Annotated in this window: 37 protein-coding genes; 28 read left to right on the plus strand and 9 right to left on the minus strand. The window is 69.3% G+C overall.

The window, feature by feature from the left end; genetic code table 11:
- Positions 1–17 precede the first annotated feature (17 nt).
- From AAF430_13250 to AAF430_13280, 7 genes are all read left to right on the plus strand, one after another.
- A complete protein-coding gene (locus tag AAF430_13250; protein MEM7411196.1) occupies positions 18–887 on the plus strand; it encodes a prolyl oligopeptidase family serine peptidase in 870 nt (289 codons plus the stop codon).
- Between the two features lie 28 nt (positions 888–915).
- Entirely contained in the window at positions 916–1,365 is a 450-nt protein-coding gene (locus AAF430_13255; protein MEM7411197.1) for a hypothetical protein, read from the plus strand.
- Positions 1,366–1,673: 308 nt separating this feature from the next.
- On the plus strand, positions 1,674–2,027 hold the full coding sequence (locus AAF430_13260; GenBank protein ID MEM7411198.1) for a DUF488 family protein: 354 nt from the start codon (positions 1,674–1,676) through the stop codon (positions 2,025–2,027).
- Between the two features lie 133 nt (positions 2,028–2,160).
- Positions 2,161–2,580 carry a DUF4431 domain-containing protein gene (locus AAF430_13265; GenBank protein MEM7411199.1) on the plus strand — a complete coding sequence of 140 codons (420 nt, stop codon included), beginning with the start codon at positions 2,161–2,163 and terminating at the stop codon, positions 2,578–2,580.
- 155 nt (positions 2,581–2,735) lie between these two features.
- On the plus strand, positions 2,736–3,326 hold the full coding sequence (gene mtgA, locus AAF430_13270; protein ID MEM7411200.1) for a monofunctional biosynthetic peptidoglycan transglycosylase: 591 nt from the start codon (positions 2,736–2,738) through the stop codon (positions 3,324–3,326).
- A gap of 50 nt (positions 3,327–3,376) precedes the next feature.
- Positions 3,377–3,637, plus strand: a complete 261-nt coding sequence (locus tag AAF430_13275; protein ID MEM7411201.1) for a hypothetical protein — start codon at positions 3,377–3,379, stop codon at positions 3,635–3,637.
- A gap of 48 nt (positions 3,638–3,685) precedes the next feature.
- A complete protein-coding gene (locus tag AAF430_13280; protein MEM7411202.1) occupies positions 3,686–4,084 on the plus strand; it encodes a hypothetical protein in 399 nt (132 codons plus the stop codon).
- Positions 4,085–4,101: 17 nt separating this feature from the next.
- On the opposite strand, the gene AAF430_13285 is transcribed toward AAF430_13280, so the two are convergent.
- Together AAF430_13285 and AAF430_13290 are read right to left on the minus strand one after the other, a co-directional pair.
- Positions 4,102–4,323: a hypothetical protein gene (locus tag AAF430_13285; protein ID MEM7411203.1), complete on the minus strand. Its 222-nt coding sequence runs from the start codon at positions 4,321–4,323 to the stop codon at positions 4,102–4,104.
- Positions 4,324–4,437: 114 nt separating this feature from the next.
- On the minus strand, positions 4,438–4,608 hold the full coding sequence (locus tag AAF430_13290) for a hypothetical protein (protein MEM7411204.1): 171 nt from the start codon (positions 4,606–4,608) through the stop codon (positions 4,438–4,440).
- A gap of 243 nt (positions 4,609–4,851) precedes the next feature.
- On the opposite strand from AAF430_13290, the gene AAF430_13295 reads away from it, so the two are divergent.
- From AAF430_13295 to AAF430_13370, 16 genes are all read left to right on the plus strand, one after another.
- Positions 4,852–5,973 (plus strand): PEP-CTERM sorting domain-containing protein, encoded by a 1,122-nt coding sequence (locus AAF430_13295; GenBank protein MEM7411205.1) that lies wholly within the window; start codon positions 4,852–4,854, stop codon positions 5,971–5,973.
- A gap of 25 nt (positions 5,974–5,998) precedes the next feature.
- Positions 5,999–6,880, plus strand: coding sequence for a Dyp-type peroxidase (locus tag AAF430_13300; protein MEM7411206.1), 882 nt, complete (start codon positions 5,999–6,001; stop codon positions 6,878–6,880).
- A gap of 42 nt (positions 6,881–6,922) precedes the next feature.
- Complete coding sequence (locus AAF430_13305; protein ID MEM7411207.1) at positions 6,923–7,462, plus strand: MOSC domain-containing protein; 540 nt, start codon at positions 6,923–6,925, stop codon at positions 7,460–7,462.
- Positions 7,459–7,932 (plus strand): SAM-dependent methyltransferase, encoded by a 474-nt coding sequence (locus AAF430_13310; GenBank protein MEM7411208.1) that lies wholly within the window; start codon positions 7,459–7,461, stop codon positions 7,930–7,932. Before AAF430_13305 ends, AAF430_13310 begins: the two co-directional genes overlap by 4 nt.
- A gap of 122 nt (positions 7,933–8,054) precedes the next feature.
- A complete protein-coding gene (locus AAF430_13315) occupies positions 8,055–8,243 on the plus strand; it encodes a hypothetical protein (GenBank protein MEM7411209.1) in 189 nt (62 codons plus the stop codon).
- A 104-nt stretch (positions 8,244–8,347) separates the two neighbouring features.
- Positions 8,348–8,746 carry a DUF1761 domain-containing protein gene (locus AAF430_13320; GenBank protein MEM7411210.1) on the plus strand — a complete coding sequence of 133 codons (399 nt, stop codon included), beginning with the start codon at positions 8,348–8,350 and terminating at the stop codon, positions 8,744–8,746.
- Positions 8,743–9,186 (plus strand): hypothetical protein, encoded by a 444-nt coding sequence (locus tag AAF430_13325; GenBank protein ID MEM7411211.1) that lies wholly within the window; start codon positions 8,743–8,745, stop codon positions 9,184–9,186. Before AAF430_13320 ends, AAF430_13325 begins: the two co-directional genes overlap by 4 nt.
- Complete coding sequence (locus AAF430_13330; GenBank protein ID MEM7411212.1) at positions 9,177–9,572, plus strand: DUF5329 domain-containing protein; 396 nt, start codon at positions 9,177–9,179, stop codon at positions 9,570–9,572. Before AAF430_13325 ends, AAF430_13330 begins: the two co-directional genes overlap by 10 nt.
- Positions 9,573–9,676: 104 nt before the next feature.
- The gene (locus AAF430_13335; GenBank protein MEM7411213.1) at positions 9,677–10,231 is read left to right on the plus strand and encodes a GNAT family protein; all 555 of its coding nucleotides are present in this window, start codon (positions 9,677–9,679) and stop codon (positions 10,229–10,231) included.
- Positions 10,228–11,223, plus strand: a complete 996-nt coding sequence (locus AAF430_13340; protein MEM7411214.1) for a glycerophosphodiester phosphodiesterase family protein — start codon at positions 10,228–10,230, stop codon at positions 11,221–11,223. The genes AAF430_13335 and AAF430_13340 overlap by 4 nt, the downstream gene beginning before the upstream one ends.
- 6 nt (positions 11,224–11,229) lie before the next feature.
- Complete coding sequence (locus AAF430_13345) at positions 11,230–11,949, plus strand: TSUP family transporter (protein ID MEM7411215.1); 720 nt, start codon at positions 11,230–11,232, stop codon at positions 11,947–11,949.
- 39 nt (positions 11,950–11,988) lie between these two features.
- Complete coding sequence (locus AAF430_13350; GenBank protein MEM7411216.1) at positions 11,989–12,771, plus strand: alpha/beta hydrolase; 783 nt, start codon at positions 11,989–11,991, stop codon at positions 12,769–12,771.
- Positions 12,772–12,773: 2 nt separating this feature from the next.
- Positions 12,774–12,962: a hypothetical protein gene (locus AAF430_13355; protein MEM7411217.1), complete on the plus strand. Its 189-nt coding sequence runs from the start codon at positions 12,774–12,776 to the stop codon at positions 12,960–12,962.
- 53 nt (positions 12,963–13,015) lie between these two features.
- The gene (locus AAF430_13360) at positions 13,016–13,393 is read left to right on the plus strand and encodes a DUF5658 family protein (protein ID MEM7411218.1); all 378 of its coding nucleotides are present in this window, start codon (positions 13,016–13,018) and stop codon (positions 13,391–13,393) included.
- A gap of 108 nt (positions 13,394–13,501) precedes the next feature.
- Positions 13,502–13,885, plus strand: a complete 384-nt coding sequence (locus AAF430_13365; protein ID MEM7411219.1) for a DoxX family protein — start codon at positions 13,502–13,504, stop codon at positions 13,883–13,885.
- Positions 13,886–14,353: 468 nt separating this feature from the next.
- Positions 14,354–14,647, plus strand: coding sequence for an RNA-binding protein (locus AAF430_13370; GenBank protein ID MEM7411220.1), 294 nt, complete (start codon positions 14,354–14,356; stop codon positions 14,645–14,647).
- Between the two features lie 139 nt (positions 14,648–14,786).
- Here the strand turns inward: AAF430_13370 and AAF430_13375 are convergent, their stop codons facing one another.
- Both AAF430_13375 and AAF430_13380 read right to left on the minus strand, forming a co-directional pair.
- Complete coding sequence (locus AAF430_13375; protein MEM7411221.1) at positions 14,787–15,014, minus strand: hypothetical protein; 228 nt, start codon at positions 15,012–15,014, stop codon at positions 14,787–14,789.
- A 107-nt stretch (positions 15,015–15,121) separates the two neighbouring features.
- Complete coding sequence (locus AAF430_13380) at positions 15,122–15,799, minus strand: crotonase/enoyl-CoA hydratase family protein (GenBank protein MEM7411222.1); 678 nt, start codon at positions 15,797–15,799, stop codon at positions 15,122–15,124.
- A gap of 50 nt (positions 15,800–15,849) precedes the next feature.
- On the opposite strand from AAF430_13380, the gene AAF430_13385 reads away from it, so the two are divergent.
- Complete coding sequence (locus AAF430_13385) at positions 15,850–16,764, plus strand: alpha/beta fold hydrolase (GenBank protein ID MEM7411223.1); 915 nt, start codon at positions 15,850–15,852, stop codon at positions 16,762–16,764.
- Positions 16,765–16,772: 8 nt separating this feature from the next.
- On the opposite strand, the gene AAF430_13390 is transcribed toward AAF430_13385, so the two are convergent.
- The 4 genes from AAF430_13390 to folB form a co-directional block, all read right to left on the minus strand.
- Positions 16,773–17,435: a glutathione S-transferase family protein gene (locus tag AAF430_13390; GenBank protein MEM7411224.1), complete on the minus strand. Its 663-nt coding sequence runs from the start codon at positions 17,433–17,435 to the stop codon at positions 16,773–16,775.
- A 3-nt stretch (positions 17,436–17,438) separates the two neighbouring features.
- A complete protein-coding gene (gene cofH, locus AAF430_13395; GenBank protein ID MEM7411225.1) occupies positions 17,439–18,680 on the minus strand; it encodes a 5-amino-6-(D-ribitylamino)uracil--L-tyrosine 4-hydroxyphenyl transferase CofH in 1,242 nt (413 codons plus the stop codon).
- The gene (gene cofG / locus AAF430_13400; protein MEM7411226.1) at positions 18,677–19,903 is read right to left on the minus strand and encodes a 7,8-didemethyl-8-hydroxy-5-deazariboflavin synthase CofG; all 1,227 of its coding nucleotides are present in this window, start codon (positions 19,901–19,903) and stop codon (positions 18,677–18,679) included. Before cofG ends, cofH begins: the two co-directional genes overlap by 4 nt.
- Before the next feature lie 125 nt (positions 19,904–20,028).
- On the minus strand, positions 20,029–20,394 hold the full coding sequence (gene folB / locus AAF430_13405; protein MEM7411227.1) for a dihydroneopterin aldolase: 366 nt from the start codon (positions 20,392–20,394) through the stop codon (positions 20,029–20,031).
- Between the two features lie 122 nt (positions 20,395–20,516).
- Between folB and AAF430_13410 the strand changes: the two genes are divergently transcribed.
- Both AAF430_13410 and AAF430_13415 read left to right on the plus strand, forming a co-directional pair.
- On the plus strand, positions 20,517–21,701 hold the full coding sequence (locus AAF430_13410) for an aspartate aminotransferase family protein (protein MEM7411228.1): 1,185 nt from the start codon (positions 20,517–20,519) through the stop codon (positions 21,699–21,701).
- Between the two features lie 89 nt (positions 21,702–21,790).
- Positions 21,791–22,072, plus strand: coding sequence for a DUF427 domain-containing protein (locus AAF430_13415; protein MEM7411229.1), 282 nt, complete (start codon positions 21,791–21,793; stop codon positions 22,070–22,072).
- An 18-nt stretch (positions 22,073–22,090) separates the two neighbouring features.
- On the opposite strand, the gene AAF430_13420 is transcribed toward AAF430_13415, so the two are convergent.
- Positions 22,091–22,516 (minus strand): DUF6572 domain-containing protein, encoded by a 426-nt coding sequence (locus AAF430_13420; protein ID MEM7411230.1) that lies wholly within the window; start codon positions 22,514–22,516, stop codon positions 22,091–22,093.
- 131 nt (positions 22,517–22,647) lie between these two features.
- Between AAF430_13420 and AAF430_13425 the strand changes: the two genes are divergently transcribed.
- Both AAF430_13425 and AAF430_13430 read left to right on the plus strand, forming a co-directional pair.
- Positions 22,648–23,829, plus strand: a complete 1,182-nt coding sequence (locus AAF430_13425; GenBank protein MEM7411231.1) for a CoA transferase — start codon at positions 22,648–22,650, stop codon at positions 23,827–23,829.
- On the plus strand, positions 23,826–24,494 hold the full coding sequence (locus AAF430_13430; protein MEM7411232.1) for a glutathione S-transferase family protein: 669 nt from the start codon (positions 23,826–23,828) through the stop codon (positions 24,492–24,494). Before AAF430_13425 ends, AAF430_13430 begins: the two co-directional genes overlap by 4 nt.
- Positions 24,495–24,504 lie beyond the last annotated feature (10 nt).

Raw genomic sequence — 24,504 nt, forward strand, 5'->3', positions numbered from 1 at the left:
GCGTGGAGAACGAAACGGTGGGACGGCGGAGCGGGTGGCGCTGGCTCGGTTGGACCCTCGCGGCGCTGGTCGGCCTCGCGGCGAGCGTGTTCGTGTTGCTCACCGTGTGGTGGCGTGGTTGGCACGTCGAACGGCAGACGCCCGACGCCCTGCTCGCCTTCCTGGAGCCCACCTTCGAACTGCGGGTCCCGAGTGGTGCGGGGCCCCACCCGACGGTCGTGCAGTTTCACGGCTGCGGCGGGCTCCGCGCGAACCAACGCTCCTGGGCCGCGCGCTTCGTCGAGGCCGGCTGGGCCAGCTTGATCGTCGACAGCAATGGACCGCGTAGCCTGACTCCCAGCTGGGTCTGCAGCGGTCTTTCCCTGTCGGGCATGGAACGCGCGGGCGATGTCTGGGTCGCACTGGAACACGCTCGCGCGCAGCCCCAGCTCGACGCGGAGCGCATCGTGCTCGCGGGCTGGTCCCACGGCGCCTGGGCGATCTTCGAGCTCCTCGACCGGAACACGCCGGACCGCCTGCCCCACAACCTGAGCGGAGCACCACCCGGCGGGCTCGCAGGGATCGCCGGGCTCCTGTTCGTCTATCCCTTTTGTGGCATGCGCGATGTCGTCCCGCCCCGCACCACGCCTTCGCTCTTCGTGCTGGCGGGCGCCGACCAGATCACACCGCCGGAGGCGTGCGAAGTCCGCGCTCGTCTGTGGGAGCGCGCAGGGCAACCCGCTCGGGTCACCGTCCTGGACGGCGCGCACCACGCCTTCGATGAACGCCATCCACCAGGCGTCGGCGTCGGTCACGACGCCGCGTCGACCCGAGCCGCCCAGGAGGAGGCCGTCGCATTCCTGGAGGCGCTCGAAGGCCCGACCGAGGTCTCGGCGCCCGCGCGGTAGAGTCTGGGGTCCGCGAATCGGAGAGACCGTGCGCGCACGCCGTTCGACATCGCCGTGGCTGCTGGCACTGCTCTTGCTGGTCAGCTGCCGCACCGAACGCCCGTGGGACAGCCTGCGCGGCAATCAGGACGACCCGTGCGGGAACCTGGCCTACGCGTTCTACATGATCGCGGAGCAGCGCGATCGTCGGGTGCCGAAGGAGAAGCAGCTCGAGACCCTGCAGAAGAGCGTGCAGAGTCCCTTCGTGACCCAGCCCAGTCAGGCCTACCGGGGTCTCGTCGCGATCGTCGATCGCGTCTACGCCGCGCCGGAGACCACTCCCGAGCGCTTCGAGGCCGAGATCCTGGGCCGCTGCACGGTCGACACGGCGGGACGCGCCGTCGTCGGCTCCGAGCGCCCGCACGCCGCACCGACCCGTCCCGACGACGCGTCGAAGCCCTCGAGGCCCCAGTCCCCGGTGCGCCAATCGAGCCAGTAGCGGCCGTCGGCGATCTCGCCGCAGAGCGCCCGCTCCAGCTGGAAGATCGCGTCCTGGCCGAGACGCGCGCCGTTGAGCACCACGTAGCGCCCGTCCCCGGCCGAAGCCGGCGAGGCGAGCAGACACACCGCGAAGAGCGGCCAGCGCATCCATCGCATGTCGGTTCCCTCCCTGATCCCCATGCCGAGCATCGGACAGCGCGATCTCACGCCGTGTGGCCCAGTTCACAACCCCACGAAAAAGTCGGGCCGGTGCGCCCTGTCACTGCGGGCGCTGCGCGGCATCCGAGGGGCGAAGGCGAGACCCGCATGCGACTTCGAACCCGACGCATCTACGAACCGGCGCGCAAGTCCGACGGGCGCCGGATTCTGATCGACCGACTCTGGCCGCGGGGCCTCTCCCGGGAACGTGCCCAGATCGACGACTGGGCGCGCGACATCGCCGTTTCCGACGCCCTCCGCCGCTGGTACGACCACCGACCCGAGCGCTGGCCCGAGTTTCGCCGGCGCTACTTCGCCGAGCTCGACGCGAATGCGGAGGCCGTGGAGGCCCTGCGCGACTCTCTCGCGAAGGGGACGAATACGTTGCTCTTCGGGTCTCGCGAATCGGAACGCAACAATGCGACGGCGCTCCGCGACTACCTCCTGGGTGTCAGCGAGTAACCGCTCCGCTTGCCAGGGCGCCCGAACCCGTGACCGCGGGCGCGCGGCGTGGCGCGGAGTCGGAGAAATCGACTTGGGGTAGAGTCCGGCAGGCGGAGCACCTTGCCGCTGGACCGGATCGGAGCCTCGAAACATGTCCGCTCGCGTTCTTCGCACCGCCCTGCCGCTTCTGCTCGCGTCGTTTCTCGTCGCGGACGCGGCCCATGCGCGGTGTCTTTCGCAAGATCCGTCCACGGTGCAGCTGGTCGGCACGGTGACGAAACGAACCTTGCCCGGTCCGCCGAACTACACCAGCGTCGGACGCGGGGATCGCCCCGAGATCGTCTACTTCCTGGATCTCGACGAAGCGGTCTGCGTGTCGGGCAGCCCCGGGAGCCGGCGCAACGCCAAGAGCCACGCGGGCGTCGAGCAGATCCAGCTGTCGAATCAGGCGTCGCGCGCCAAGACGCTGGTCGGAAAACGCGTGCGCGTTTCCGGGACGCTCTCCACCGCCCAGACCGACCACGACCGCACGCCGGTCGTGCTCCGCGTGCAGGAGCTGCGCGTCGATTGAGCCCCTCTCGGCGTCGCGAGGCTGGGCGTCGCAAGGCTCGGCGCCGCAAGACGCGCCCGAAGGATCGCCGCAGAACCACCGCTTCGAAACGCAAGCGAACGGCGTGGGCCTCGCGCGTCGGGCTCGTCCTCCTGGGTCTCGTTCTCGCGCCCGCTTTGCTGGTCCTGCCCTGGCGCTGGATCCCACCGCCGACGACGGCCTTCATGCTCCAGGACTCGGTGCCCATCCGCTTCGATTGGAGACCGCTCGACGAGATCGCCCCCGCGCTGCCGCTGGCGGTGCTGGCCGCCGAGGATCAGCGCTTTCCCGACCACCACGGCTTCGACTTTCGCGCGATCCGCCGCGCCGCTCTCGACGAGGGCGGGCGCCGCGGAGCCAGCACCATCAGTCAGCAGCTGGCGAAGAACCTGTTCCTGTGGCCCGGCCGGAGTTGGATCCGGAAGGGCATCGAGGCGGTCTTCACGGGTTGGATCGAAGCGCTGTGGCCGAAGCGCCGAATCCTCGAGGTGTACGTCAACGTCGCCGAGTTCGGCCGAGGCATCTACGGCGCCGAAGCCGCGAGCTGGCGCTACTTCGGCAAGCCCGCCGTCCGCCTCGCCGCTCCCGAAGCAGCCCTGCTGGCGGCGGCGCTCCCGAACCCGAAGCGGCGCAACGTCGGCGCGCCGACCCCGGCCCTGCGGGAACGCGCACGCACGATCCAGGCGGCGATGGAGCGTTTGGGATCGGGCGTCTTGCGGCGCCTCTAGAGCGCGACTCGGTCCACGAACCCGGCGCGTCCGCCGAGCATCGAAGGAACATGCAGCTCCCCCACAGCGACCCGATCGGACTTCCGGTCGTGCCGAAGGGCTACCGGCGGACTCCCCGCGCGTACCCTCGACGCGTTCGGATCGGCGCGGGAGTCCTGCTGGGCATCTTCGTGACCGTCGTCGTGGTCACGACGGCGGTGAGCCTCGGCACCTATTGCCTCACCACGGACACCGCGAACGCGGGCGACCTGCCGCGCAACGTGTTCGCACCCGGCCCGGGATCCACGGGCCCAGCACCCGCCGCGCCATGAGCCGGCCACCGCTTCAAGCTCGACACGCGAGCCGTCGATGGTCCCCGTATGGGGGCGGAGGCGGTGTGGTCGGCCGCGGGTTCGAGCGTGGCGTCCGTGGGAGCGCGGGCGGCGACGTCGCTGCACCCGCGTCGGATTCCACTGGCGACGGCGGGCCTCGCGTCGTTCCTCGTGGCTGTGGCTCCCCTCGTGGGGGTCGTGCACGGCTGGACCGCACCGGCTCCCTGGCACGCCCTGTGGTTCGCCGCGTGGGTACCCGCGCCCTTCTGGGGCCTCGGTCTCGCGCTCTTCGCCAGCTTCTTCGAACCGGCGCGCGGCGTGCTCGCGGAGCTCTCGCCCGGAACCCGACGAAGCTGGCCGGCGCGCCTGTTTCGCGGCTACGCCAATTGCACGGTGCTGGGGTTCGCGATCGCGCCCTTCGTCGTCTGGACCGCCGCCCTGCTCTAGCGCCCGGCGAGGCGGACCTACTCCTCGAGCATCCGCTCGTAGCGCTCCTCGTTCTCGCGGTGCGCAGCGTCTACGGCCGCACCCGCACGCTGGGCCGCGGAAGCCCTGTCGACCGGCTCCTCGGAGCCGGACGAGCTCGCGAACACGCCGCCAAAGGCTCCCTCGAGGCCCTTCGTCTGCACCTCGAGTGAGAACCAGACCCCGACCACCAGGAACAAGATCGCAATCGCTTTGCCCATTGGGACGACCTCCGTGAGGAACTCATCGTCGGGCGGAGCCATCCGCTGGAGCCAGGGGAACGTACAGCCCGGCGTGCGCGCTCGCGCGCGTGGATCTCGGAGGCGGGAAGCGGACTAGCGAAGCCCGTAGAGCATGCTGGGCAGCAGGACCGCGCAGGCGGGCAGCGCCAGCACGTGGATGTCCGGGCCCAGGAAGGCCGGCACCAGCATGCCGAAACCCGCCAGGATTCCCATCAGGGAATAGCGATCCACCAGGGCTCCACGGTCGGTGCGTACGATCTTCATATGTGGCGAATGTATGACAATTTTCGTGTCGACTCTATGACAGAATCGGTCGATCGCATCGATGTCTTGATCCACCTGTCCGAAAACGCATGGGTTTTCGGAAGCGCGAACACGACGCGTCATTCACGAGAGCTTCGCTCCAATTTCGTCTTCCGACGACCCGCAATGGGCAACCGGCGCGTGAGACGGCGCGCGGGCTCGGGGTTTCCGCTCGGACCGGGGCTTTGTGCTAGGTCCCACCGCATGCGAGCGCGACGCTGTCATGAAACGCGCCCGCGCCGCGCCCTCGCGACACTGACCTTCCTCGTGTTCGGCGTTGCGGCCCAGGGCGAGACCGCGGCCGAGTTCACCGGCCTTGGCGATCTCCCGGGCGGACGCTTCGAGAGCGAAGCCGTCTCCGTGTCCGCCGATGGCCGCGTCGTTTGCGGCTCGTCGATCACCGACGTGCACGACCGCACCGAGGCTTTCTGTTGGACCCCCGAGTCCGGGTTGTGGTCACTCGGCGATCTGCCCGGCGGTGCTCCACGGAGTCGAGTCGGAGACGTTTCCGCCGACGGCCGCTCGGTGGTGGGTGCCAGCGCCTCCGCCTCGGGGAGCGAGGCGTTCCTGTGGCGCCGAGAGGACGGGATCTTCGGCCTCGGCGACCTCCCGTCCGGCATCTTCTCGAGCACCGCGCACGGCCTGTCCGCCGACGGCAGCGTCGTCGTGGGTGAGGGGCAGGCCATCCTCGGGGCGCGCGCGTGGTCGCGCGCGTGGCGCTGGACGCGCAGCGGCGGAATGGTGGACCTGGGCGATCTCCCGGGCGGACTCCCCACGAGCGCGGCTTTCGACGTCTCGCGGGACGGACGCGTGGTCGTCGGCCAGGGCTCTTCCCGGGCGGGGTTCGAGGCGTTTCGCTGGACGGAGGAGCAAGGACTCGTCGGCCTCGGCGACCTCGGCGGTGGCGACCATCGCAGCCGCGCCCTCGCCGTGTCGGCCGATGGCAATGTCGTCGTCGGCAGCGCCACCGGTAGCTCGGGAGAACGCGCCTTTCGCTGGACGCGGAACCGCGGACTGGTGTCACTCGGGACGCTCCCCGCCAGTACGCGTTCGATCGCGTGGGACGCCTCGGCCGAGGGCGACCGCGTGGTCGGGACCGCCACGAGCGACGCATCGAGTCAGGCCTTCGTGTGGAATGCCAGACAGGGCATGCGTTCGCTGCAGGCGCTCCTCTCCCAGGACGCGAAGGTCGCCGAGCAACTCGCCGGCTGGACTCTCGAGACCGCGCGCGCCGTGTCGGACGACGGTCGCGTCGTGGTGGGGACGGGCGTGAACCCGGACGGCCAACGCGAAGCCTGGCGCGCGGAGTTTCGCGAACCGTTCTAGCCCGGGCGCGTGATAGCGTGCGCCCATGTCGACCCATCCTCAGCCCGGAATCCTCGCCGACGTTCCGCCGTTCGCGCGTTACCTCTGGTTCGACCTGCGCCCCAGCGCCAACGCCCGCGCGGCCCGCGCCCTCCTCGAGGGTCTCGCGTTCGGCGATCACGTGGTCGGGCTCGGCCCGGCCTTCGTCTCTCACTGTCGAGGGCAGGTCGACGGGCTCCGCGAGCCCGAAACGCTGCAGGGCGTCGGCGTCTCGACTCCCTCGACCCCGACGGCACTCTGGCTGTGGCTGCGCGGCGAAGACCCCGGAGACGTGCTGCACGCGTCGCGGAGCTTCGAAGCCGCGCTCGCCCCGGCCTTCGAACTCTTCGACCTGGCCGAGGCGTTCCGCCATCGCGAAGGGCGCGACCTGTCTGGGTACGTCGACGGAACCGAGAATCCGACGGGCGAGAAGGCGAGAGCGACCGCCATCATCGAGGCGGAGGGCGCGACGCAAGGCTCGAGCTTCGTCAGCGTCCAACGCTGGCGCCATGATCTCGAGGCCTTGGGGCGCATGGCTCCCGACGAGCGCGACCACGTCATCGGACGTCGCCTGGCCGACGACGTGGAGATCGACGGTGCCCCGGCTTCCGCCCACGTGAAGCGCACCGCTCAAGAGGACTTCGACCCCGAGGCCTTCCTGGTGCGCCGCTCGATGCCGTGGTCGGATCCGAGCGCCGAGGGACTGATCTTCGTGGCCTTCGCCACCTCCTTCGACCCCTTCGAAGCCCAGCTGCGACGCATGGTCGGGCTCGACGACGGCATCGTGGATGCGTTGTTCCGATTCACGCGGCCCGAGAGCAGCGCCTATCTGTGGTGCCCGCCGCTCTCGAACGACCGACTCGACCTCTCGGCACTCGCTTCCGACTGACGTCGACTCGACGCACGCGGGTGCGCTCTCTACCTTCGCGCGATGGGCAAGCACGCGTCTCGCGAATCTCTCGACGCGGCGTTGGCCGCGCTCCCCCCGGCCCCGCGCGATGAAGGGCGCATCCGACTGATCGTCTCGCGGCCCGGCGAGAATCAGCGCGACCTTCCCGAGAGCGTCTCGCTCTCCGTCGAAGAGGGCGTCCCCGGCGACGACTGGAACCGGCGCCCACCGCACGACCCCGCGGCCCAGCTCGCGGTCATCCGTCACGACGTCGCGACGTTGATCGCCGCCGGCCAACCGGTCGAACGACTGGGCGACAACCTGTACGTCGAGCTCGACATCTCGGACCAGAACCTGCCCGTCGGAACGCGCCTCTCGGTGGGCGCGGCCACCGTCGAGGTCACGCCGAAGCCTCACAACGGCTGCTCGAAGTTCAAGGAGCGCTTCGGCCTCGACGCGCTGCACTTCGTGCAGGACAAGGCCACCCGCGCCGAGAACCGGCGTGGAATCTACTGGCGTGTGGTCGAGGCGGGCCTCGTCCGGGTGAACGATCCGATCCGGGTCCTCGCGAGGAGCGCGTGACCATCGAGATCGAACCGATCGGCTGGGTGCGCAGCGGCCGAGACGACGTCCGCGACGACGACTGGGGGGGAACCGAGTCGAGCATCGAACTCGCGTCCGGGCTCGACGCCTCGGCACTCGACGGCCTGGAGACCTTCTCCCACGTCGAGGTGCTGTTCTTCTTCGATCGCGTCGACCCCGAGCGGATCGTCACCGGCGCGCGTCACCCCCGGAACAACCGCGACTGGCCCGCCGTCGGGATCTTCGCGCAGCGCGGCAAGAACCGGCCGAACCGACTCGGCAGCACGATCGCGCGGGTGCTGGGCCGCGAGGGCCGGGTGCTTCGCGTGGGTGAGCTCGACGCCGTCGTCGGGACCCCGGTCATCGACCTGAAGCCGGTGATGCAGGAGTTCCTGCCGCGCGAAGCGGTCTCCCAGCCCGACTGGTCCCGCGCCTTGATGGATCGCTACTGGCGGCGCGAAACGCGCTGAGGCTCGGCGCCTCCCCGGTCCCTGTGCTACCACGCGGCCGCGGAGCGATGGAGACGCGTAGTGTCTTCACGTCGATCGGCAGCGCGAGCAGAGACGGCAGCATCAGGGAGGGAAGTGGCGGCGTGGCGAAGTCTCGAGACTGGACGAAGGTGATCGAACGGCTCAACCAGAGCGGCCGTGGCGAGATGCGGATCCAGATGGGATCTCCGGGGAGCGCCCAGGTGACGCGCGTCCGGCTCCTCGACCAGTGGTCGAACCTCGAGGCGTCGACGGCGGGGGCGACCCTGATCCTGCGCCTGCCGCCCGCTTGACGCCGCGCGAGCCGTGGCTCTAGCCTGATCTGGCGCGCCCGCGCCGGGCGGATGCCTCGAGGCACCGTCCCTGACCGGAGGGCACCCATGCGGCGAGGTCAACCGTGAGCGGCCTCGAGCCGGTGGCGATCGTGATCGGCGCCGTCGTGAGTTCCGCGCTGGGAGCCGCCTGGTACTCACCGGCCCTCTTTGGACCCGCGTGGATCCGCGAGCTCGGACTGAACGAAGAGGACCTCGCCCCCGATGCGGTCGCGATGGTCGGCAGCATCGTGTCGTGCTTCGTAGCGGCCACGGCGATCGACTTCCTGGTCGGGTCCACGGGTGCGTCGGGTTGGATCGAAGGCCTGGGGGTCGGGGCGCTCGTGGGACTGGGCATCGTCGCGATGACGATGCTCTCCGACGCGCTCTTCTCGGGTTGGAGCCGCAAGCTCTACGCCATCCAACTGGGCTACCGCGCCCTCTACCTGGTGCTGATGGGGGCCCTTTCCGGCGCCTGGCGGTGAGCGCCATCCCGGAGTGGTGGCGGGTCGGACTCGCGATCGGCTGGGTGGTTGGCGCTTTCGGCTGTGCCCGGCCCTATCCAGTCTACGACGGACCGACCCGACCCGATTCCGAACTCGCGTTCTTCGACGCGGCCGAGCCGTGCAAGGTGCTGAAGATCGATGGCCGCGAGGTGCCGCACCTCGAGAACTGGTTCGCGCTGGAGCCGGGGAAGCACTGGGTGATGTTCCGCGTGCGCCGCCAGTTCCGGAACGAACAGGCGTCGACCAACTGCCTCGCCTACCTCGACATGCAGGCGGGCCACACCTATACGGTGCAGAGTCGCTTCGACAAGAAGTTCTCGGAGCACCGCGAGTCGGACATCTTCTTCCAGGTGACCCTGATGGTCGATCTGCTCAACACGACGACCGGGGAGATCATCGAGGACGTGGTATGCGAGTGATCAACACAGCGGCTCTGTGGGGTTGTCTGCTGGGCTTCGGGCTCGCGTCCGCCGCCGGCGCCCAGTCCGAGGCGGAGTCGGAGGCAGATCGAGAGATCGGGCACCTGCTCGGCTTCGTCGAGGCGTCGCCCTGTCGGTTCGTGCGCAACGGAACGGTCCACGCGCCCGCCGAGGGACGCGCCCACCTCGAGCGCAAGCGCAAGGTGCTCGACCGGCGCGGGATGATCGAGTCGGCCGAGGACTTCATCCGGCTCGCCGCCACTGGCAGCTCGATCACCGGGCGACCGTACTCGGTGCGCTGTCCCGAGCGGGAGCCCGTAGCGAGCGCGGATTGGCTGGGAGCCGAGCTGAAGCGCTGGCGCGCCGCGCATCCGTCTCCGGACTGAGCGCGACCGGGCGGAGACGCCCAACCTCGGTACCCTTGCGGCCGCGCGGCGGGGCGGGCCGCGAGACAGTCCTTGGGGGGGTCGTCGATGGGCGACAGTCGGCGATGAAGATTCATCCGCGCATGGCCACCGAACGCCTGCGTCTGCGCCCGTTCGTCGCGGACGACGCCGAAGAGCTCGCGAAGCTCGGCAGCGACCGCTCGGTGGCGGACACGATGCTCGATTGGCCGCATCCGTTCTCACCTGCGAACGCCCGGTCGACGATCGCCGCCCAGGCGGCGAACTACCAGACCGGTCGCTCGCTCCATCTCGCACTCGAGATCCAGAAGACGCCCGGTCTGATCGGCGGGATCGAGCTCCGGGGGCTCGATGCCGAGGACGGCTGCGCGGAGCTGCGCTTCTGGGTCGAGGCCGGATCCTGGAAGAAGGGATTCGCCACCGAGGCGGCGATGGCGCTGCTCCGGTTCGGCTTCGGCGAGCTCCGCCTGCACCGCGTCGATGCGCTGTGTCTCGCTCGCGACCCCGCAGGCGCCGCGGTTCTCGGGAAGATCGGCATGAAGCAGGAAGGGCTGCTGCGCGAGCGGGTGCGCAAGTTCGACTGCTACGAAGACGTCGCGCTCTACGCCGTGTTGGCGAGCGACGGCGCGGTGCGCGCGTGACGCGCCGACTTCGATTCGGCTGGATCCTGGCGTGCGCCCTGCTCGTGACGAGCTGCAACGACGTGCCCGCGAAACGCGAACCCGGGCCCGTCGACCTCCAGGGCCATCGCGGCGCGCGCGGCCTGCTTCCCGAGAACACCCTGGCCGGCTTCGATCACGCGATCAACCTCGAGGTGACGACCCTCGAGCTCGACCTCGGCCTGACCCAGGACGACGTCGTGGTGATCACCCACGACCCCTACGTGAACCCCAAGGTCTGCCAACATGCCGACGGTTCGCCGATCGAGGAAGAGCGCGGGCCTCGGGTGCGCGATCTCACGCTGGCCGAACTCCAGGCCTTCGACTGCGGCAGCCTCAACCCGGATCCGCTGCGGTTCCCCGAACCGCCGCGCACGAACGTGCCGGGCGAGACGATTCCCACCCTCGCGGCCCTCTTCGACCGGGTGAAGGAGCGCGAGAGCGGCGTCCGCTTCAACGTCGAGATCAAGGCGACGCCGGAGCAGAACGACACGGCCCCCCTGCCCCACTTCGTCGACCGCGTAGTCGCCACGATCCGAGACGCGGGCATGGTCGAACGCACCACCGTGCAGTCCTTCCTGTGGCGCGCGCTCGAGCTCACGAAGGAGCGCGAGCCCCGGCTGCGCACCGCCGGCCTGGTGTCCCCCGAGACCCTGGGCCCGGAGTGGCTCGGCGGGCTCGTCCGGGACGACTACGCGGACTTCCTCGGCGTGCTCGCCGCGGCGGGCTATATCGACGAGCTCTCACCCTATTGGATCCAGCTGGTGCCGGGCGCGTACTCCCTGGGGCTCGGCGTGCGCAACTTCCAGGCCGCTGGCTATCGCGTGATTCCGTGGACGGTGAACGACGCAGGAGACATTCGCGCGATGCTCGGGATCGGGGTCGACGGGATCATCACCGACTACCCCAATCGGGTCCTGGACGAGATCCGGGGAACGGCCCACTCGGTCGAACGTCCCAGCGCGAAAGACTGAGCGGCCATGCCCGGAATCGAGAGCGCCCTCATCGCGTTGGTCATCATCGCGTTCGCCTCGGCGCTCCAGGCCTCGATCGGCTTCGGGCTCGCGCTGGTCGCGGCGCCGCTCCTCGCGCTGGTCGACCGCGCCTACGTCCCCGGGCCGATCCTCTGCGCGGGGCTCTTCCTGGGCGCGATCATGACGGTGCGCGAGCGCAACGAGATCGATCTGGGCGGCGTGGGGTGGGCCGCCCTCGGACGCTTCCTCGGCATCGTGCCGGCCGGCTTCGCGCTGCACTGGGCCTCGCAGGCCGCCTTCGACCGCATGTTCGCGTCGCTCGTGCTCGCCGCCGTGGCGATGAGCGTGCTCCACGGCAACCTCAAACCGAAGCGCGGCGTGGTCTTCGGAGCGGGGTTGATCTCGGGGTTCATGGGCACCATCACCTCGATCGGTGGACCGCCGCTGGCCCTCGCCTACCAGAGCGCCAGCGGTCCCCGGCTGCGCGCCACCCTCGCAGCCCTGTTCGCCCTGGGATCGGTGGCATCGATCGCCACCCTCGCCGTGATCGGGCGCTTCGGCGAGGCCGAGGCGGTGCGTGGCTTGCTGCTGGTTCCGGGAGTCCTGGTCGGCGTGCTGGTGTCGGGCCCACTGCTCCCCTACCTGGATCAGGGAGCCACCCGACCGATGGTGCTCGGACTCTCGACCCTCTCGGCGTTGGCGGTGCTGCTGCGCGCGGCCAGCTGAACGCGCCCGCCGGTGTGGCTGCGAGCTAGACTTCCCGCCATGCGAAGGCCTGGGGGGCGCGGCGCACGCGCCGTGGTCGTGGTTGCCATTCTGGTCGCAGGACTCGCCGCCGCGCGCAGTCAGAGCGAAGCCCCCGCGGTGCATGCGAACGAAGGGGACTCTCGCGAAGCCTTGGCCGAAGAAACCGTCATCCTGCTCCACGGACTCGGCCGCAGCGATCGCTCGATGCGCCCGCTCGAGTCTCACCTCGACCGCGCCGGCTACCGCGTGCAGAACGTCCACTACCCCTCGACCGAGGGCGATCCGGAGGCACTCGTCCGCTTCCTCCACGAGCGCCTCGTGGACTGTTGCCAGGCGGCGTCGAGACTCCACTTCGTCACCCACTCGCTGGGCGGCATCCTGACGCGCGCCTACCTGAACCGGCACCCGCTCCCCAACCTGGGCCGCGTCGTGATGCTGGCTCCCCCGAATCACGGCAGCGCCTACGTCGACTGGCTGGGCGACTACAAGCTCTTCGAATGGGTGCTGGGCCCCACCGCCAAGCAGCTGGGGACGGGCGACGACAGCCTTCCGAACCGACTTCCCGACGCGGACTTCGAACTCGGGGTCGTGGCGGGGATCGGCGGCATCAATCCTCTCGGGGACCGCGTGCTGGATGGACGCAACGACGGCACCGTCTCGGTCGAGAGCACCCAGCTCGCCGGGATGAAGGACTTCGTCGAGGTCGACGCGTCCCACACCTTCATCATGCGCAACCCGGCGGTGATGGAGCACGTCGTCCACTTCTTGCGCCAGGGGCAGTTCGCGAACGAGGAGCCCTGAGCGTGTCGCCGGCGCTCCAGTTCGCGCTCTTCTGCGGATGCGGTGCCGGCTTGTGCTGGCTCGCCTTGCGAGCACTCGGAAAACTGAAGCGCGGCCGGCGACCGGGCGATGCACACGCCGATCTCGAGGAGATCCGCGAGGAAGCGAGACGCATCTCCCGCGACGCGGACGACGGGTCCGGGCCGCAATAGGGACGGGCCGGCCCGCCCTCAATCGGCGTCCCCGGTGAACCGATGCCGGGAGGATGGACTCGGCGGATTCCACGCAACCCACGACCAGCGGCCTCGTCGTCGGCACGGCCGAGCAGTACCGCTGGCTACACGGGATCGTGAAGACGGTCCTGATTCTGAACCTGCTCGATGCGCTCTTCACCCTGCTCTGGGTGCGGTGGGGCGTCGCGCGGGAAGCCAACCTGTTGGTCGAGTCGCTGGTGAACGAGCACGCCATCGGGTTCGTACTGGTGAAGACCGCCCTGGTCGGGATGGGCTCCTGGCTGCTGTGGGAGAAACGCCAGTACCCGGCCGCGGTGATCGCGATCTTCATCGCCTTCCTCGCCTACTACTGGGTCGTGCTCTACCACCTCCAGTACGCCGGACACGTCGTTCGCCAGCTCTGGGGCTAGAACGTGTTCCCGCCGCTGGGCGGGACCGAGTCCCCCCACCCCCATGGGCGCCCGGGCGGGTTAGAATCCGCGCGTGCCCCCTCGGGAGGCGCGCCCATCGGAGGTGATATGGCGAGCTTCATGCGCCCGTTCCAGTCCCAGGTCTACGCGGTGTTTCGGATCGTGGTCGGATTTCTGTTTCTCTGGCACGGCACCCAGAAGCTCTTCGGCTTCCCTGCCGCGGCGCGGGAAGGCACACCTGCCTTCATCACGTACGTCGCCGGCCCCATCGAGCTCGTCGGGGGCATCCTGGTGATGATCGGCTTCTTCACGAGCTGGGCGGCCTTCCTCTGCAGTGGGCTGATGGCCGCCGCGTACTGGATGGCGCACGGACTCCAGGACGTCTTCCCGCTCAACAACGGCGGCGAACTGGCGGCGCTCTACTGCTTCGCCTTCCTGTTCATTGCCGCCCGCGGCGCGGGCATCTGGAGCGTCGACGGCAACGCCTCGTGACACCACGCGTGACACCAGGAAGCGGCAACGCAACTCCGGCGCTGCACCGACGGAGAATCGCGTTTCTCCGACGGTGGGACGCATGCGGATACCCCCGGGGCAGTGGCGCGTCGCCCGGAGAGTCCCCTAGGATTTCCGGGCCGAGGAACACGACGAGCCGCCGACCGAGATCGCTTGACCTCCGTTTGCGGGTCGTCCAGAGTTTCGAGGCCCCCGGGATCTGCGAAGTTCGAAACCCGGGGTTTCATCCTGCGTGTCCGGTTCCCGAGAACTCCCTCGACGGGGAGAATCTTCATCCGGAAGAACTGCTTCCGGTGGACCGTCCGACGGAATGTCTCGAAGAGATCACTTGGCTCGTCTGAGTCGTCTGGAAAGAGCAAGTCTGGAAAGTCTCGAAGCTTCGAGGTCTGGTCGCGCCCCCATGTCACTTGCCGAGAACGGTCTCGGCCGAGTGAGCGAGAGAATCACGTGAAGAAGATCTATGTCGGCAACCTCCCCTGGTCCGCTTCGGAAGCGGAAGTTCGGGACTTCTTCTCCGTCGTCGGAGAAGTGCACTCGGTGGCGGTGATCACCGATCGGGAGACGGGTCGCTCGCGCGGCTTCGGCTTCGTCGAGATGGAAGACGGGGACGCCGATAAGGCGATCAACGAACTCAACGGCCGCGACATGGCCGGACGGCCGTTGCGCGTCAACGAAGCGCAGGACCGGCGCCGCGGTGGCGGCGGCGGTGGTGGTGGCGGCGGCGGCGGACGCCGCTGGTAAGCAGCCTATCCGGGGTCGCGGCGCGTGGGCGCCGCGGCCCCGTTTTCGTTTCGCCCGCCCCGCACCCCTCCGATGCCTGAATTCGGGGGGCGCGGCAGGCGCGTGCTGCACGGCCGTAGCGGCTGACCGGGCTTGCGGACTAGCGGGCTTCGCCCGCCAGGCGCGGACTCGTGCGCTCGACCACCAGGAAGCGTTCGGTGGGAAGCGCAGGAATGCGCCCTTCGAACAACTCCCGGGCGACGCGCTCAACTTCCCGGCGACTCTCGTCCCAGACGTAGAACCCGGGACCTTCGATGCAATAGCCGCCTTCACTGCGGCGGACCTGCGGTCGACTTGCCGACCCGGAAACGCGGTGGGTCATGCTCATGTGATGTTCCTCTTTGGCTTTCTGCCATGGGAACTTCGGTCGCGCGCGTGAGCACTGTGTGACGGAGGGCGCACGTTCGCGAAAACTCCGCCCTCGCGGACGCCTTCTCAGCGTGTGGCGAGCAAGGCGTCCATGCGCGCGAGGCTCTCGCGGCGCAAGGCCGCCCGGGTCGGACCGGTCGCGTCCGGAGACAGCGCCCCGAGCCGCTGCGCCGCCGCCCATGCCTGAGTCTCGACTTCGTTCGCCAGGGCCACCGCGTCCAGGAAGCCTGCCTCGAGCGCCGACTGTGGGGCGAACAGTTCGCCACCCGCTGTCGCCCGAGAGAGGAAGCGCGGGCTCAGCCGGTCGCGCGCCAATAGGATCGGCAGCTCGGGGAGCGGCATCCCGATGCCCATTTCGCTGAAGCCGAATCGGAAGTCGCCGGTCGCGCCCACCCGCCAATCCGACACCAGCAACAGCATCGCGCCCGCAGCCACCGCGTGTCCGGTCGCTCCCGACACGATGCCGAGCGGGCTCGCGTAGAGCGCGCGCAGCAGGGCGCCCATTGCGCCCAGCAGCTGGTTGGCGGCGGCACCCCCCGCCTGGAGCGTCGCGTTGTCGAGTCCGACACAGAAGCGCCCCGGGCGACCGAGCAGCGCGAGGGCATGAACGCCCTTCTCGGACTCGGCGCTGCGCAGCGCGTTCGCCAGCCCCGAAACGAGATCCGGCGTCAATGCGTTCGCCTTGCCGTCGTCGATCCGCACGATCGAGACGGCGTCCCGGGTCTCCTGGGTGAGCGCGCTCATGGCGCCGATGCTACCCGCGAAGGCGCCCGCGCGCGGTACCCTGCCGCGTCATGCAACGACTCCAGCGCTTCCTCGGCTTCCTCCTCTCTTGCACGGGCCTCGCCCTCGGCTGCGCCCATGCGCCGGGCGCGGCGTTCGATCCGGTGAGCATGGATCCGCCGGAAACCGACGCGGACCATCCGGCCGCCCTCGTCGAGCTCGCCATCGACAGCCACGGCGCGCCGATGAACGCCATCGTCTACCAGGCGCCCGGGGCAGGCCCCCACCCGACGGTAGTCCTCCTGCACGGATTCCCGGGCAACGAGCGCAACCTGGACCTCGCCCATGCGATGCGTCGCAGTGGTTGGAACGTGGTCTTCTTCCACTACCGCGGGGCCTGGGGAAGCCCAGGCGACTTCTCTTTCGGCCATGTCCTCGAAGACGTCGCCAGCGTCGTCGACTGGACCCTGGGCGCCGAGGCGGGCGCGCTACGGATCGACCCCGAGACCATCGCGCTGGTCGGCCACAGCATGGGCGGCTTCGCGGCCCTGCGTGCCGGCGCCGACCACGAACGGGTGGACTGCATCGTATCGTTGGCGGGCGCGAACTTCGCCGGACGTGGCCGGGCCGCCAATGCCGACCCGAAGGCCGCCGCGGCGATCGCCGCAGCACTCGACCAATGGCGCGCGCCGCTCGCCGGGACTTCCGGACAGGCCCTGGTGGCGGAGATCGCCGGCGACGTGGACCACTTCGACCTCGTGCGTCAGGCCCCGGCGCTGGCCGGGAAGCGCCTCCTGCTGGTGGCCGGGACCCGCGACCAGACGACGCCACCCGCGGAACATCACGATCCGCTGGTGGCTTCCCTCGAAGCCGTGGGCGCCACCCAGCTCGCCACCCGGGTGTTCGACGCAGACCACGCCTTCTCGGGGCGGCGGGTCGCCCTCGCTCATCTCGTGACGGACTGGCTCGGGAACCGCTGCCCCTAGAAGCCGCCTCAGTCGATCGAGATCCAGCGTTTGCCCATCAGGGCGACCACCGGGTCGATCACCGCCGTGAACGAGTCGCGTGCGTGCATCCGCTGCAGGAAGCCGCGCAGCCGTGGCCAGCGCACCGCATCGGGCGCGACACCCGCGAGGCGCAGGTTCACGAAGATCGAGGCCACGCTGAGGTCGGCGATGCTCATCCGATCCTCGACGTACCACTCCCGATCTCCGAGCTGGGCATCGAGGTAGTCGCAGAAGGGCGGGAGCTCCTCGTCGGCGACCCGAAGCGGCTCTGCCTCGTCGGCCGGCTCGCCACTCAGCAAGGGCAACAGCACCAGCGGCTGGAACACCCGTGACGCGACGGGTTGGAGGCCGCCGTCGACGTACTCCTCGAGCCATTCCGCATGCGCCGCCGACTCGGGAGCCTCGGGGTAGAAGGCCGGGTCCGGGTGGAGCCGTTCCAGGTAGCGGCAGATGATCGACGAGTCGTGGATCACCCGGTCGTCGTGCCTGAGCACGGGGATCTTCCCGAGCGGGCTGATCTCCCGGAACCCCTCGGGCGGCGCGTAGGGATTGAGGTTCTCGACCTCGTGATCGATGCCCTTCTCGTGCAGGAACACGAGGGTCTTGCGCACGAAGGGCGACACGGCGCTGCCGACGACGGTGTACGCCATGGCTCAGCCGTTCGCGGTCTTGGCGGCGAAGCGTTCCTTGTCGAGGCGCCAGCGGGTCGGCCCCGACAGCTCCCGCTCGACGGGCGGCTCCAGGGACGGCGGGTCCTTCTCGGGATCCTCGTAGCGGGCCAGGATGTCGTAGGTGGTCGAGCGCTGGACGGGTACTCGGCCGACCTCTCGAATCAGACGACGCATGTCCTCGGCGGGCAGGTTCTCGCCGAAGTCGGCACCGGACTCGCGGCTGATCGACTCTTCCATCAGCGTGCCGCCCATGTCGTTCGCGCCCGACATCAGCGCCATCTGCGCGACCTTCGGCCCCATCTTCACCCACGACATCTGGATGTTGCTGATCCAGGGCCGCAGGAAGAGCCGGGCGATCGCGATCAGCTTCAGATCTTCGGGCATCGACGCCCCGGGCCGGGCATCGAGATGGTTGAAGAGCACGTTCTTCTCGTGGATGAAGCCGAGGGGCACGAACTCGGTGAAGCCGCCGGTCTGCTTCTGGATGTCGCGGATCAGCTCGAGATGCCCAGCGATGTGGTGGGGCTTCTCGATGTGGCCGTACATGATCGTGGCGGTCGAGCGCAGTCCGATCTCGTGGGCGGCCGTCACGATCTCGACCCAGCGATCGCGTCCCAGCTTGTTCGGACTGATCACCTGGCGGATCTCGTCGTCGAGGATCTCGGCCGCGGTGCCCGGCATCGTCCCGAGCCCGGCATCGACCAGCCATTGCAAGAACTCGGGCAGCGGCATTCCCGACTTCTTGTGGGCGAAGTCCATCTCCTCGGGCGAGAAGGCGTGGATGTGCAGCTTCGGGAACTCGCGCTTCAGCGAGACGAGGATCTCACGGTAGTGGTGATGGTCCTTCGACGGGTGGATGCCGCCCTGGATGCAGACCTCCGTGGCGCCGCGCTCGACCGCGTCGCGGGCCTTGGCGACGAGCTTCTCCATCGGGTGGTCGTAGGCGTCGTCTTCCTCGCGGTGCCGCGAGAAGCCGCAGAACGTGCAGCCCACGTAGCAGACGTTCGTGAAGTTGATGTTCCGGCAGATGACGAAGGAGACGTCGTCTCCCTTGTCGAGCTCGCGGGCGAGATCGGCCGTCTGCATCAGCGCGAAGAGGTCGCGCCCCTGCAAGCCGAGCAGCGCCTCGACGTCGTCGCGCCGAAGTTCGTCGCCACTGAGCGCGCGATCGAGGATGCGCGCCGTCCCCGGCGTCGCGAGGGAAAGGAAGGCGTGTTCGGTCATGCCGCTTCTCCGACCGGGCGCGGGTCTCGTCGTACCCAACCCTGCTCGTCGACGAGCGCCATGGCGGCCTCGCGAACGCGCGGCTCGAAGTAGTCGGGCCGCGTGAGCAGGTGCTCGGGATAGACAGGGAGCCGTTCTACCAGGCGCTGCCCGGCGGCCACGGTGCGCTTCTCGAGCTCACGCAGGGCCGGCCAGGGGGCCTCGGGGTTGATGAAATCGACCGTCAGGGGCGAGACGCCCCCCCAGTCGTTGAGTCCCGAACGCAGCAACTGCTCGAGCACCTCGGGAGCGAGATTCGGCGGCGCCTGCACGTTCATGTCGGGGCCCAGGATCAATCGCGCCATCGCCACCCAGCCTGCGACGAGATCGTCGGACAGGGGCTCGACGCCGCGCATCGGCGTGTCGTCCTTCGGGTGGAAGGGCTGCACGATCACTTCCTGGATGTGGCCGTAGCGATCGGCGAGATCCCGAATCGCGAGCAGCGTGTCGACGCGCTCGGCGTCGTTCTCGCCGATCCCGAGCAGCAGGCCGCTCGTGAACGGAATCTTCAGCTCGCCGGCCTCGGCGTGCATGCGCAGCCGCACCTCCGGATCCTTGTCCGGGCAGTAGTAGTGGGCCGCTCCCTTCTCACGGAGGCGCGGACTGGTGTTCTCGAGCATCAGACCGAGCGAGGCGTTCGTCTTGCGGAGCTCGGTCATCTCCTCGGCCGAGAGGATGCCCGAGTTCGTGTGGGGCAGGATGCCGCCGGCGAAGCCGACCTCGCAGGCCTGGATCAGGTACTCGGTCGTCGTCGAGAGGCCCCGTGCCGCCAGCCACTCGCGGTGGCTCTTGTACGCCACCTCGGGCTTGTCCCCGAGGCAGAAGAGTGCCTCGGTGCAGCCGGCCCGCACGGCGCCCGCCACGGCGTCGGCGACTTCGTCGAGGCTGTAGGTCTTGGCGTCGGGATCGTCGGGCTGCTTCGCGAAGGTGCAGTACGAACAGCGATCGCGGCACAGGTTCGTCAGCGGGACGAAGATGTTGCGCGAGACGCTGACGACATCGCCCTTGCCGCGCCGCTTCGACTCGTGGGCGGCGTCGAGGATCGCGCCGTGCAGCACCGGGTCCGTAAAGCCCGCCGCGAGGGCTTCGGCGCGGCCCCGCTCGAGGCGGCCGTCGTCTACGGCTTCCGCCAGCCAGCGGGCAGCGTCAGGAGCAGACGGGGGCGTCGTGTGGGGCGAATTCATGCAATGTCAACCGCGGGGCGCGCGAGGAAGCATATCATCCCCTGAGAGGGGATATTTGCTTCCATTTGGTTGACGCTTTGCTTCCACGGAAGCCGTTCTCGGCCCCCGGCGGCGCCTGGCGCGCCCTAGAGGTCCTCACGGCTGCGCCGGACCACGACCCCGGCGTAGCGCAGGACCCCGGCGATCGGCGTGGGCTTCCGCACCTTCACCGTGATCGCCTGGGCATCGAACTGGGTCAGCACAGCGCGGGCGATCCGGTCGCCGAGCGCCTCGACCAGCTTGTGCTCCTGGTTGCCGGCGACATCCTCGACGATCTCGAAGACCCGCTTGTAGTGGATCGTGTGGCGGATCGAATCGCTGCGGCCGGCCTCGCGGAGGTCGCGCTCGATCTCCACGTCGAGCAGGACCGGGCGCCGCATGCGGCGCTCCACGGCGGTCACGCCGAGCGCAGCGGGCACCTGAATACCCTCGAGGAGGATCTTGTCTTGCACGGGCCCGGTCTCCTTCGGCCTGGGGGAGCGCGGAGTATTCCGCTTCGTCGGCCCAGCGGCGAGGCCCGCGTGGCTCCGCGCGGCGCGACCGATAGACTTCGAGGCCCCTCTGGAGGTCAGCCATGGATCTCGATGCGCTGCGGGCACGCGAAGCGGCCCATTTCCTGCCGGTCGTGAACCGCCACCCGGTGGCGCTGGTTTCGGGTCGTGGCTCCCGCGTCGAGGACGTCAACGGGAAGACGTACACGGACCTCATGTCGGGGTGGGGCGTGACCTGCATCGGTCACTGCCACCCGGCGCTGGTCGCGGCGATTTCGCATCAGGCCGGCCAGCTGATGCAGACGACGAACATCTTCTACACGCTGCCCCAGCTCGACCTGATCGATCGTCTGGCCAAGGAGACCCCGGCGGACATCACGCGCAGCTTCCTCACCAGTTCGGGCACCGAGGCCGTCGAGGGCGCGCTGAAGCTGGCGCACCGGGCCACGGGACGGCGCGCGTTCGTGTCGACGGAAGGCGCGTTCCACGGACGCACCCTCGGTGCGCTGCAGGTGATCGGCACCGAGAAGCACCGGCTGCCCTATGCCGCGCTGATGCCCGAACAGGTCTGCGTGCCCTTCGACGACCTGGATGCCGCGAAGCAGGCACTCGATGACAGCATCGCCGCCTTCATCGTCGAGCCCGTGCAGGGCGAGGGCGGCGTGAACGTGCCCAGCGACGGCTACCTGCGCGGCCTGCGCCAGCTCTGCGACGACACGGGGACACTCCTGATCTGCGACGAAGTGCAGACCGGCATTGGACGCACCGGCACCTTCCTCGCGTGCGAACACGAGGGCGTCACGCCCGACATCGTCACCCTAGGCAAGGGCCTCGGAGGCGGCTTCCCGGTCGCGGCGTTCCTGACGACGGAAGACGTCGCCAAGACGGTCCAGCTCGGAGACCACGGCACCACCTACGGCGGCAACCCCCTCGCCTGCGCGGCGGCCAACGCGGTGCTGACCGTGGTCGAGGAAGAGGGACTCGTCGCCCGCGCGGCCGAGCTGGGAGCGCGCCTGCAGGAGAAGCTGCGCGCCTTCGCCGAGCAGCATCCGGCGATCGCCTCGGGCGTGCGCGGGCGGGGCCTCTTGCAGGCCCTCGTCCTTCAGGACGCGGACCGCGCGGCGGCGCTCCCGCGTCAGGCGCTGGACGCGGGCGTCCTGCTCAATGTCACCGGCGGCAACGTCGTCCGCTTCTTCCCGGCCTTGAACATCCCCGAGGACGAACTCTGGACCGCCGTGGAGCAGGTGTTCGACTGCCTCGCGGACTGAGGCGTACGACACTTGCAACCTTGTGGTACCGGGGTTAGAGACGGACGAGCCGAAGACTCCAGCGCCCGAGCGAGCCGAGAGGGAACGATATGAAAGCCATCTGGAACGGTCGAACCGTCGCGGAGAGCGACGACACGGTCGTCGTCGAGGGGAACCACTACTTTCCCGAGAGCGCTCTGGCCCGCGAGCACTTCGCGCCGAGCGACCACACGTCGATCTGCTCCTGGAAGGGCACCGCGTCGTACTACGACATCTCGGTCGAAGGCGAGACCAACGCGAACGCGGCCTGGTACTACCCGGACCCCAAGGACGCGGCTTCGGAGATCCGCGGACGCGTCGCCTTCTGGCGCGGCGTGGACGTCGTCGAGTAGCCGAGCCTAGAGGGTCCTCTAGAGGCTCTCGATCTCCAGGTCGGGCTTCACCGCGACCACCCAGCGGATCTCCTCACCCGCGGCGAAGTTCGCGACCGCGGTGAAGAACGCGCTGTCCGCGGGACGCGGGTTCTCGACGCACTCGAGGCGGAAGCAGATCGAGCGCCCGGCGTACTGGGGGTACTGCTTCTCCATGTGTCCGCCGAGGACGTATTCGAGGTAGGAGTTGAACTTCGCCTCGAGCTGACGGAGCTGCTCGGGCAGGCTGCCCCAGGGCCGCGCCTCGAGCATGACCAGCAGGACTTCGCCGCTCTGCGCGTCCTCGGTGATCAGGTCGACCACCCGCGGGTTCTGGACACCCCGGGCTTCGGGCTTCGCTTCGGGGGCCTGGGACGGCTCCGAACCGGGCTGGATGACTTCGAGCTCTTTGAATTTCTGTTCCATGGGACGGTCGCGGCAGAGTAGCGACGAACCGCCCCGGAGGCGCCGCCTGCCGACGGGCTGGTCCCGGCCGTCGGATCTGGGCGACAATCGCGCTCCGCGCGATCGGCGACGGGTGTCGGACAGGAGGGGACATGGCGGGCGCACTCGAGGGATTCCGGATCATCGACTTCACCCAGGTCATCTCCGGGCCGATGGCGACCCGGATCCTGGCGGACCAGGGCGCCGATGTGGTGAAGGTCGAGCCGCCGAGCGGCGACATCCTGCGCCACATGGGCGGGCGGGCCGGCCTGTCTCCCACCTTCGCGACCATCAATCGCAGCAAGCGCTCGGTCGTCCTCGATCTCAAGAAGGAAGGCGGGCTCGAAGCGCTGTTGCGTCTCGTCGACGACGCGGACGTCTTCATCCAGAACAGCCGACCCGGCATCGCCGAACGCATGGGCATCGGCCCGAAGGTCTTGCGAGAACGCAACCCGCGCCTCGTCTACGTCTCGATCAGCGGCTTCGGCGAGAAGGGCCCCTTCGCCCACAAGCGCGTCTACGACCCGCTCATCCAGGGCATGTCCGGACTCTGCGAGATCCAGGGCGGCGTCACGGGTCCGCCGGGCCTGGTGCGGGTGATCGTGCCCGACAAGGTCACCGCGCTGACCGCGGCGCAGAACATCACGGCAGCGCTACTCGCACGGGAGCGCACGGGGGAGGGACAGCACGTCCAACTCTCGATGCTCGACGCCGTGATCGCCTTCGTCTGGCCCGAGGGGATGGCCTACCACACTTTCCTCGCCCACGACGGTCCGGCGCCGAAACCCGTTGCACGGCGCGATCTGGTTTTTGCCACCCGGGATGGACACATCATCGCGTCGACCGTGGCCCACCGGGAGTTCCAGGGCTTCTGCCGTGCCGCGGGGAAGACCGAATGGCTCGAAGACCCGCGCTTCCAGGACACGGCGGGTCTCGTCGCGAACGCGAAGGAGCGCCTGGAGATGATGGCCGCCGTGCTCGAGACCCGGACCACCGACGCGTGGCTCGCCGCCCTCGACGCCGAGGACGTGCCCTGCGCTCCGGTGCTGACCCGCGATCAGCTGCACGAGAACGCGCAGGTGCGCGAGAACGGAATCCTGATCGAAGAAGAGCACCCGGTCGCCGGCCGGATCCGGCAACCGCGTCCCGCCGAGCGCCTCGAGGGCACCCCCTCGGCCATCACCCGCCCGGCACCGATGCTCGGACAGCACAGCGACGAAGTCCTCGGCGAAGCGGGGTTCGCAGCGAACGAGATCGCGACCCTGCGCGACGCGGGCACGCTGGGAACCGCATGACGCGACGGCTGTTCGGGATCGGCACGTCGCGCACGATTCGACCCCACTGGCTGCTCCACGAGCTCGGCCTGCCCTACGAGACGCGCGCCATCCTGCCGCGCACCGAAGGGATGCAGGACCCGGATCTCCTGGCCCTCAGCCAGCGCGGCAAGATCCCCTTCCTGCAGGACGGCGACATCACGCTCGGCGAGAGCGGCGCGATCCTCTTCTACCTCGCGGACGCCTACCGGGATCGCGGCGACTTCGCTCCGGAACGCGGAACCGCGGCGCGCGCGCGCTTCGACGATCTCTGCTGCTTCATCCTGATGGAGCTCGACGCCACCGCGCTCTACGTGCTGCGGCGACACGAAGGACTTCCCGACGAGTACGGGGCGGCCCCGACGGCGTGCGAAGCGGCGCGGGGCTACTTCCAGCGTCAGGTCGGCTTCCTCGAGCAAACCCTCGCCGACGGCCGTCCCCACCTGCTGGGCGAACCCTTCTCGGCCGCCGACATCCTGCTGGCGAGCTGTCTGGCCTGGGCGAACCACGTGGGGATCGGGTCGAGCGAGACCCTGGAGCGCTACGCCGCCGGCCTGCGCGCACGACCGGCCTTCGCGGAGGCCTTTGCGATCAACTTCCCGCCCGGGGCCCTCGAAGCGGTCCAGCCCGCGTCGACGAGCCGCTGACGCGCGTCGG

This window comes from Myxococcota bacterium, assembly GCA_039030075.1.
In the GTDB taxonomy this organism is placed as follows: Bacteria; Myxococcota_A; UBA9160; order UBA9160; family SMWR01; genus JAHEJV01.

What these genes read in the sequence shown, in the direction of transcription:
- AAF430_13295 (MEM7411205.1), top strand. Translation starts at nt 4,852, where the DNA reads ATGCGAGCGCGACGCTGTCATGAAACGCGCCCGCGCCGCGCCCTCGCG.
- AAF430_13345 (MEM7411215.1), top strand. Translation starts at nt 11,230, where the DNA reads ATGCCCGGAATCGAGAGCGCCCTCATCGCGTTGGTCATCATCGCGTTC.
- AAF430_13265 (MEM7411199.1), top strand. Translation starts at nt 2,161, where the DNA reads ATGTCCGCTCGCGTTCTTCGCACCGCCCTGCCGCTTCTGCTCGCGTCG.
- AAF430_13375 (MEM7411221.1), bottom strand. Translation starts at nt 15,014, where the DNA reads ATGAGCATGACCCACCGCGTTTCCGGGTCGGCAAGTCGACCGCAGGTC.
- AAF430_13290 (MEM7411204.1), bottom strand. Translation starts at nt 4,608, where the DNA reads ATGAAGATCGTACGCACCGACCGTGGAGCCCTGGTGGATCGCTATTCC.
- AAF430_13275 (MEM7411201.1), top strand. Translation starts at nt 3,377, where the DNA reads ATGCAGCTCCCCCACAGCGACCCGATCGGACTTCCGGTCGTGCCGAAG.
- AAF430_13420 (MEM7411230.1), bottom strand. Translation starts at nt 22,516, where the DNA reads ATGGAACAGAAATTCAAAGAGCTCGAAGTCATCCAGCCCGGTTCGGAG.
- AAF430_13410 (MEM7411228.1), top strand. Translation starts at nt 20,517, where the DNA reads ATGGATCTCGATGCGCTGCGGGCACGCGAAGCGGCCCATTTCCTGCCG.
- AAF430_13260 (MEM7411198.1), top strand. Translation starts at nt 1,674, where the DNA reads ATGCGACTTCGAACCCGACGCATCTACGAACCGGCGCGCAAGTCCGAC.
- AAF430_13415 (MEM7411229.1), top strand. Translation starts at nt 21,791, where the DNA reads ATGAAAGCCATCTGGAACGGTCGAACCGTCGCGGAGAGCGACGACACG.
- AAF430_13280 (MEM7411202.1), top strand. Translation starts at nt 3,686, where the DNA reads ATGGGGGCGGAGGCGGTGTGGTCGGCCGCGGGTTCGAGCGTGGCGTCC.
- AAF430_13425 (MEM7411231.1), top strand. Translation starts at nt 22,648, where the DNA reads ATGGCGGGCGCACTCGAGGGATTCCGGATCATCGACTTCACCCAGGTC.
- AAF430_13390 (MEM7411224.1), bottom strand. Translation starts at nt 17,435, where the DNA reads ATGGCGTACACCGTCGTCGGCAGCGCCGTGTCGCCCTTCGTGCGCAAG.
- AAF430_13430 (MEM7411232.1), top strand. Translation starts at nt 23,826, where the DNA reads ATGACGCGACGGCTGTTCGGGATCGGCACGTCGCGCACGATTCGACCC.
- AAF430_13335 (MEM7411213.1), top strand. Translation starts at nt 9,677, where the DNA reads ATGAAGATTCATCCGCGCATGGCCACCGAACGCCTGCGTCTGCGCCCG.
- AAF430_13350 (MEM7411216.1), top strand. Translation starts at nt 11,989, where the DNA reads ATGCGAAGGCCTGGGGGGCGCGGCGCACGCGCCGTGGTCGTGGTTGCC.
- AAF430_13300 (MEM7411206.1), top strand. Translation starts at nt 5,999, where the DNA reads ATGTCGACCCATCCTCAGCCCGGAATCCTCGCCGACGTTCCGCCGTTC.
- AAF430_13330 (MEM7411212.1), top strand. Translation starts at nt 9,177, where the DNA reads ATGCGAGTGATCAACACAGCGGCTCTGTGGGGTTGTCTGCTGGGCTTC.
- AAF430_13380 (MEM7411222.1), bottom strand. Translation starts at nt 15,799, where the DNA reads ATGAGCGCGCTCACCCAGGAGACCCGGGACGCCGTCTCGATCGTGCGG.
- cofG (MEM7411226.1), bottom strand. Translation starts at nt 19,903, where the DNA reads ATGAATTCGCCCCACACGACGCCCCCGTCTGCTCCTGACGCTGCCCGC.
- AAF430_13305 (MEM7411207.1), top strand. Translation starts at nt 6,923, where the DNA reads ATGGGCAAGCACGCGTCTCGCGAATCTCTCGACGCGGCGTTGGCCGCG.
- cofH (MEM7411225.1), bottom strand. Translation starts at nt 18,680, where the DNA reads ATGACCGAACACGCCTTCCTTTCCCTCGCGACGCCGGGGACGGCGCGC.
- AAF430_13285 (MEM7411203.1), bottom strand. Translation starts at nt 4,323, where the DNA reads ATGGGCAAAGCGATTGCGATCTTGTTCCTGGTGGTCGGGGTCTGGTTC.
- AAF430_13360 (MEM7411218.1), top strand. Translation starts at nt 13,016, where the DNA reads ATGGACTCGGCGGATTCCACGCAACCCACGACCAGCGGCCTCGTCGTC.
- AAF430_13385 (MEM7411223.1), top strand. Translation starts at nt 15,850, where the DNA reads ATGCAACGACTCCAGCGCTTCCTCGGCTTCCTCCTCTCTTGCACGGGC.
- AAF430_13365 (MEM7411219.1), top strand. Translation starts at nt 13,502, where the DNA reads ATGGCGAGCTTCATGCGCCCGTTCCAGTCCCAGGTCTACGCGGTGTTT.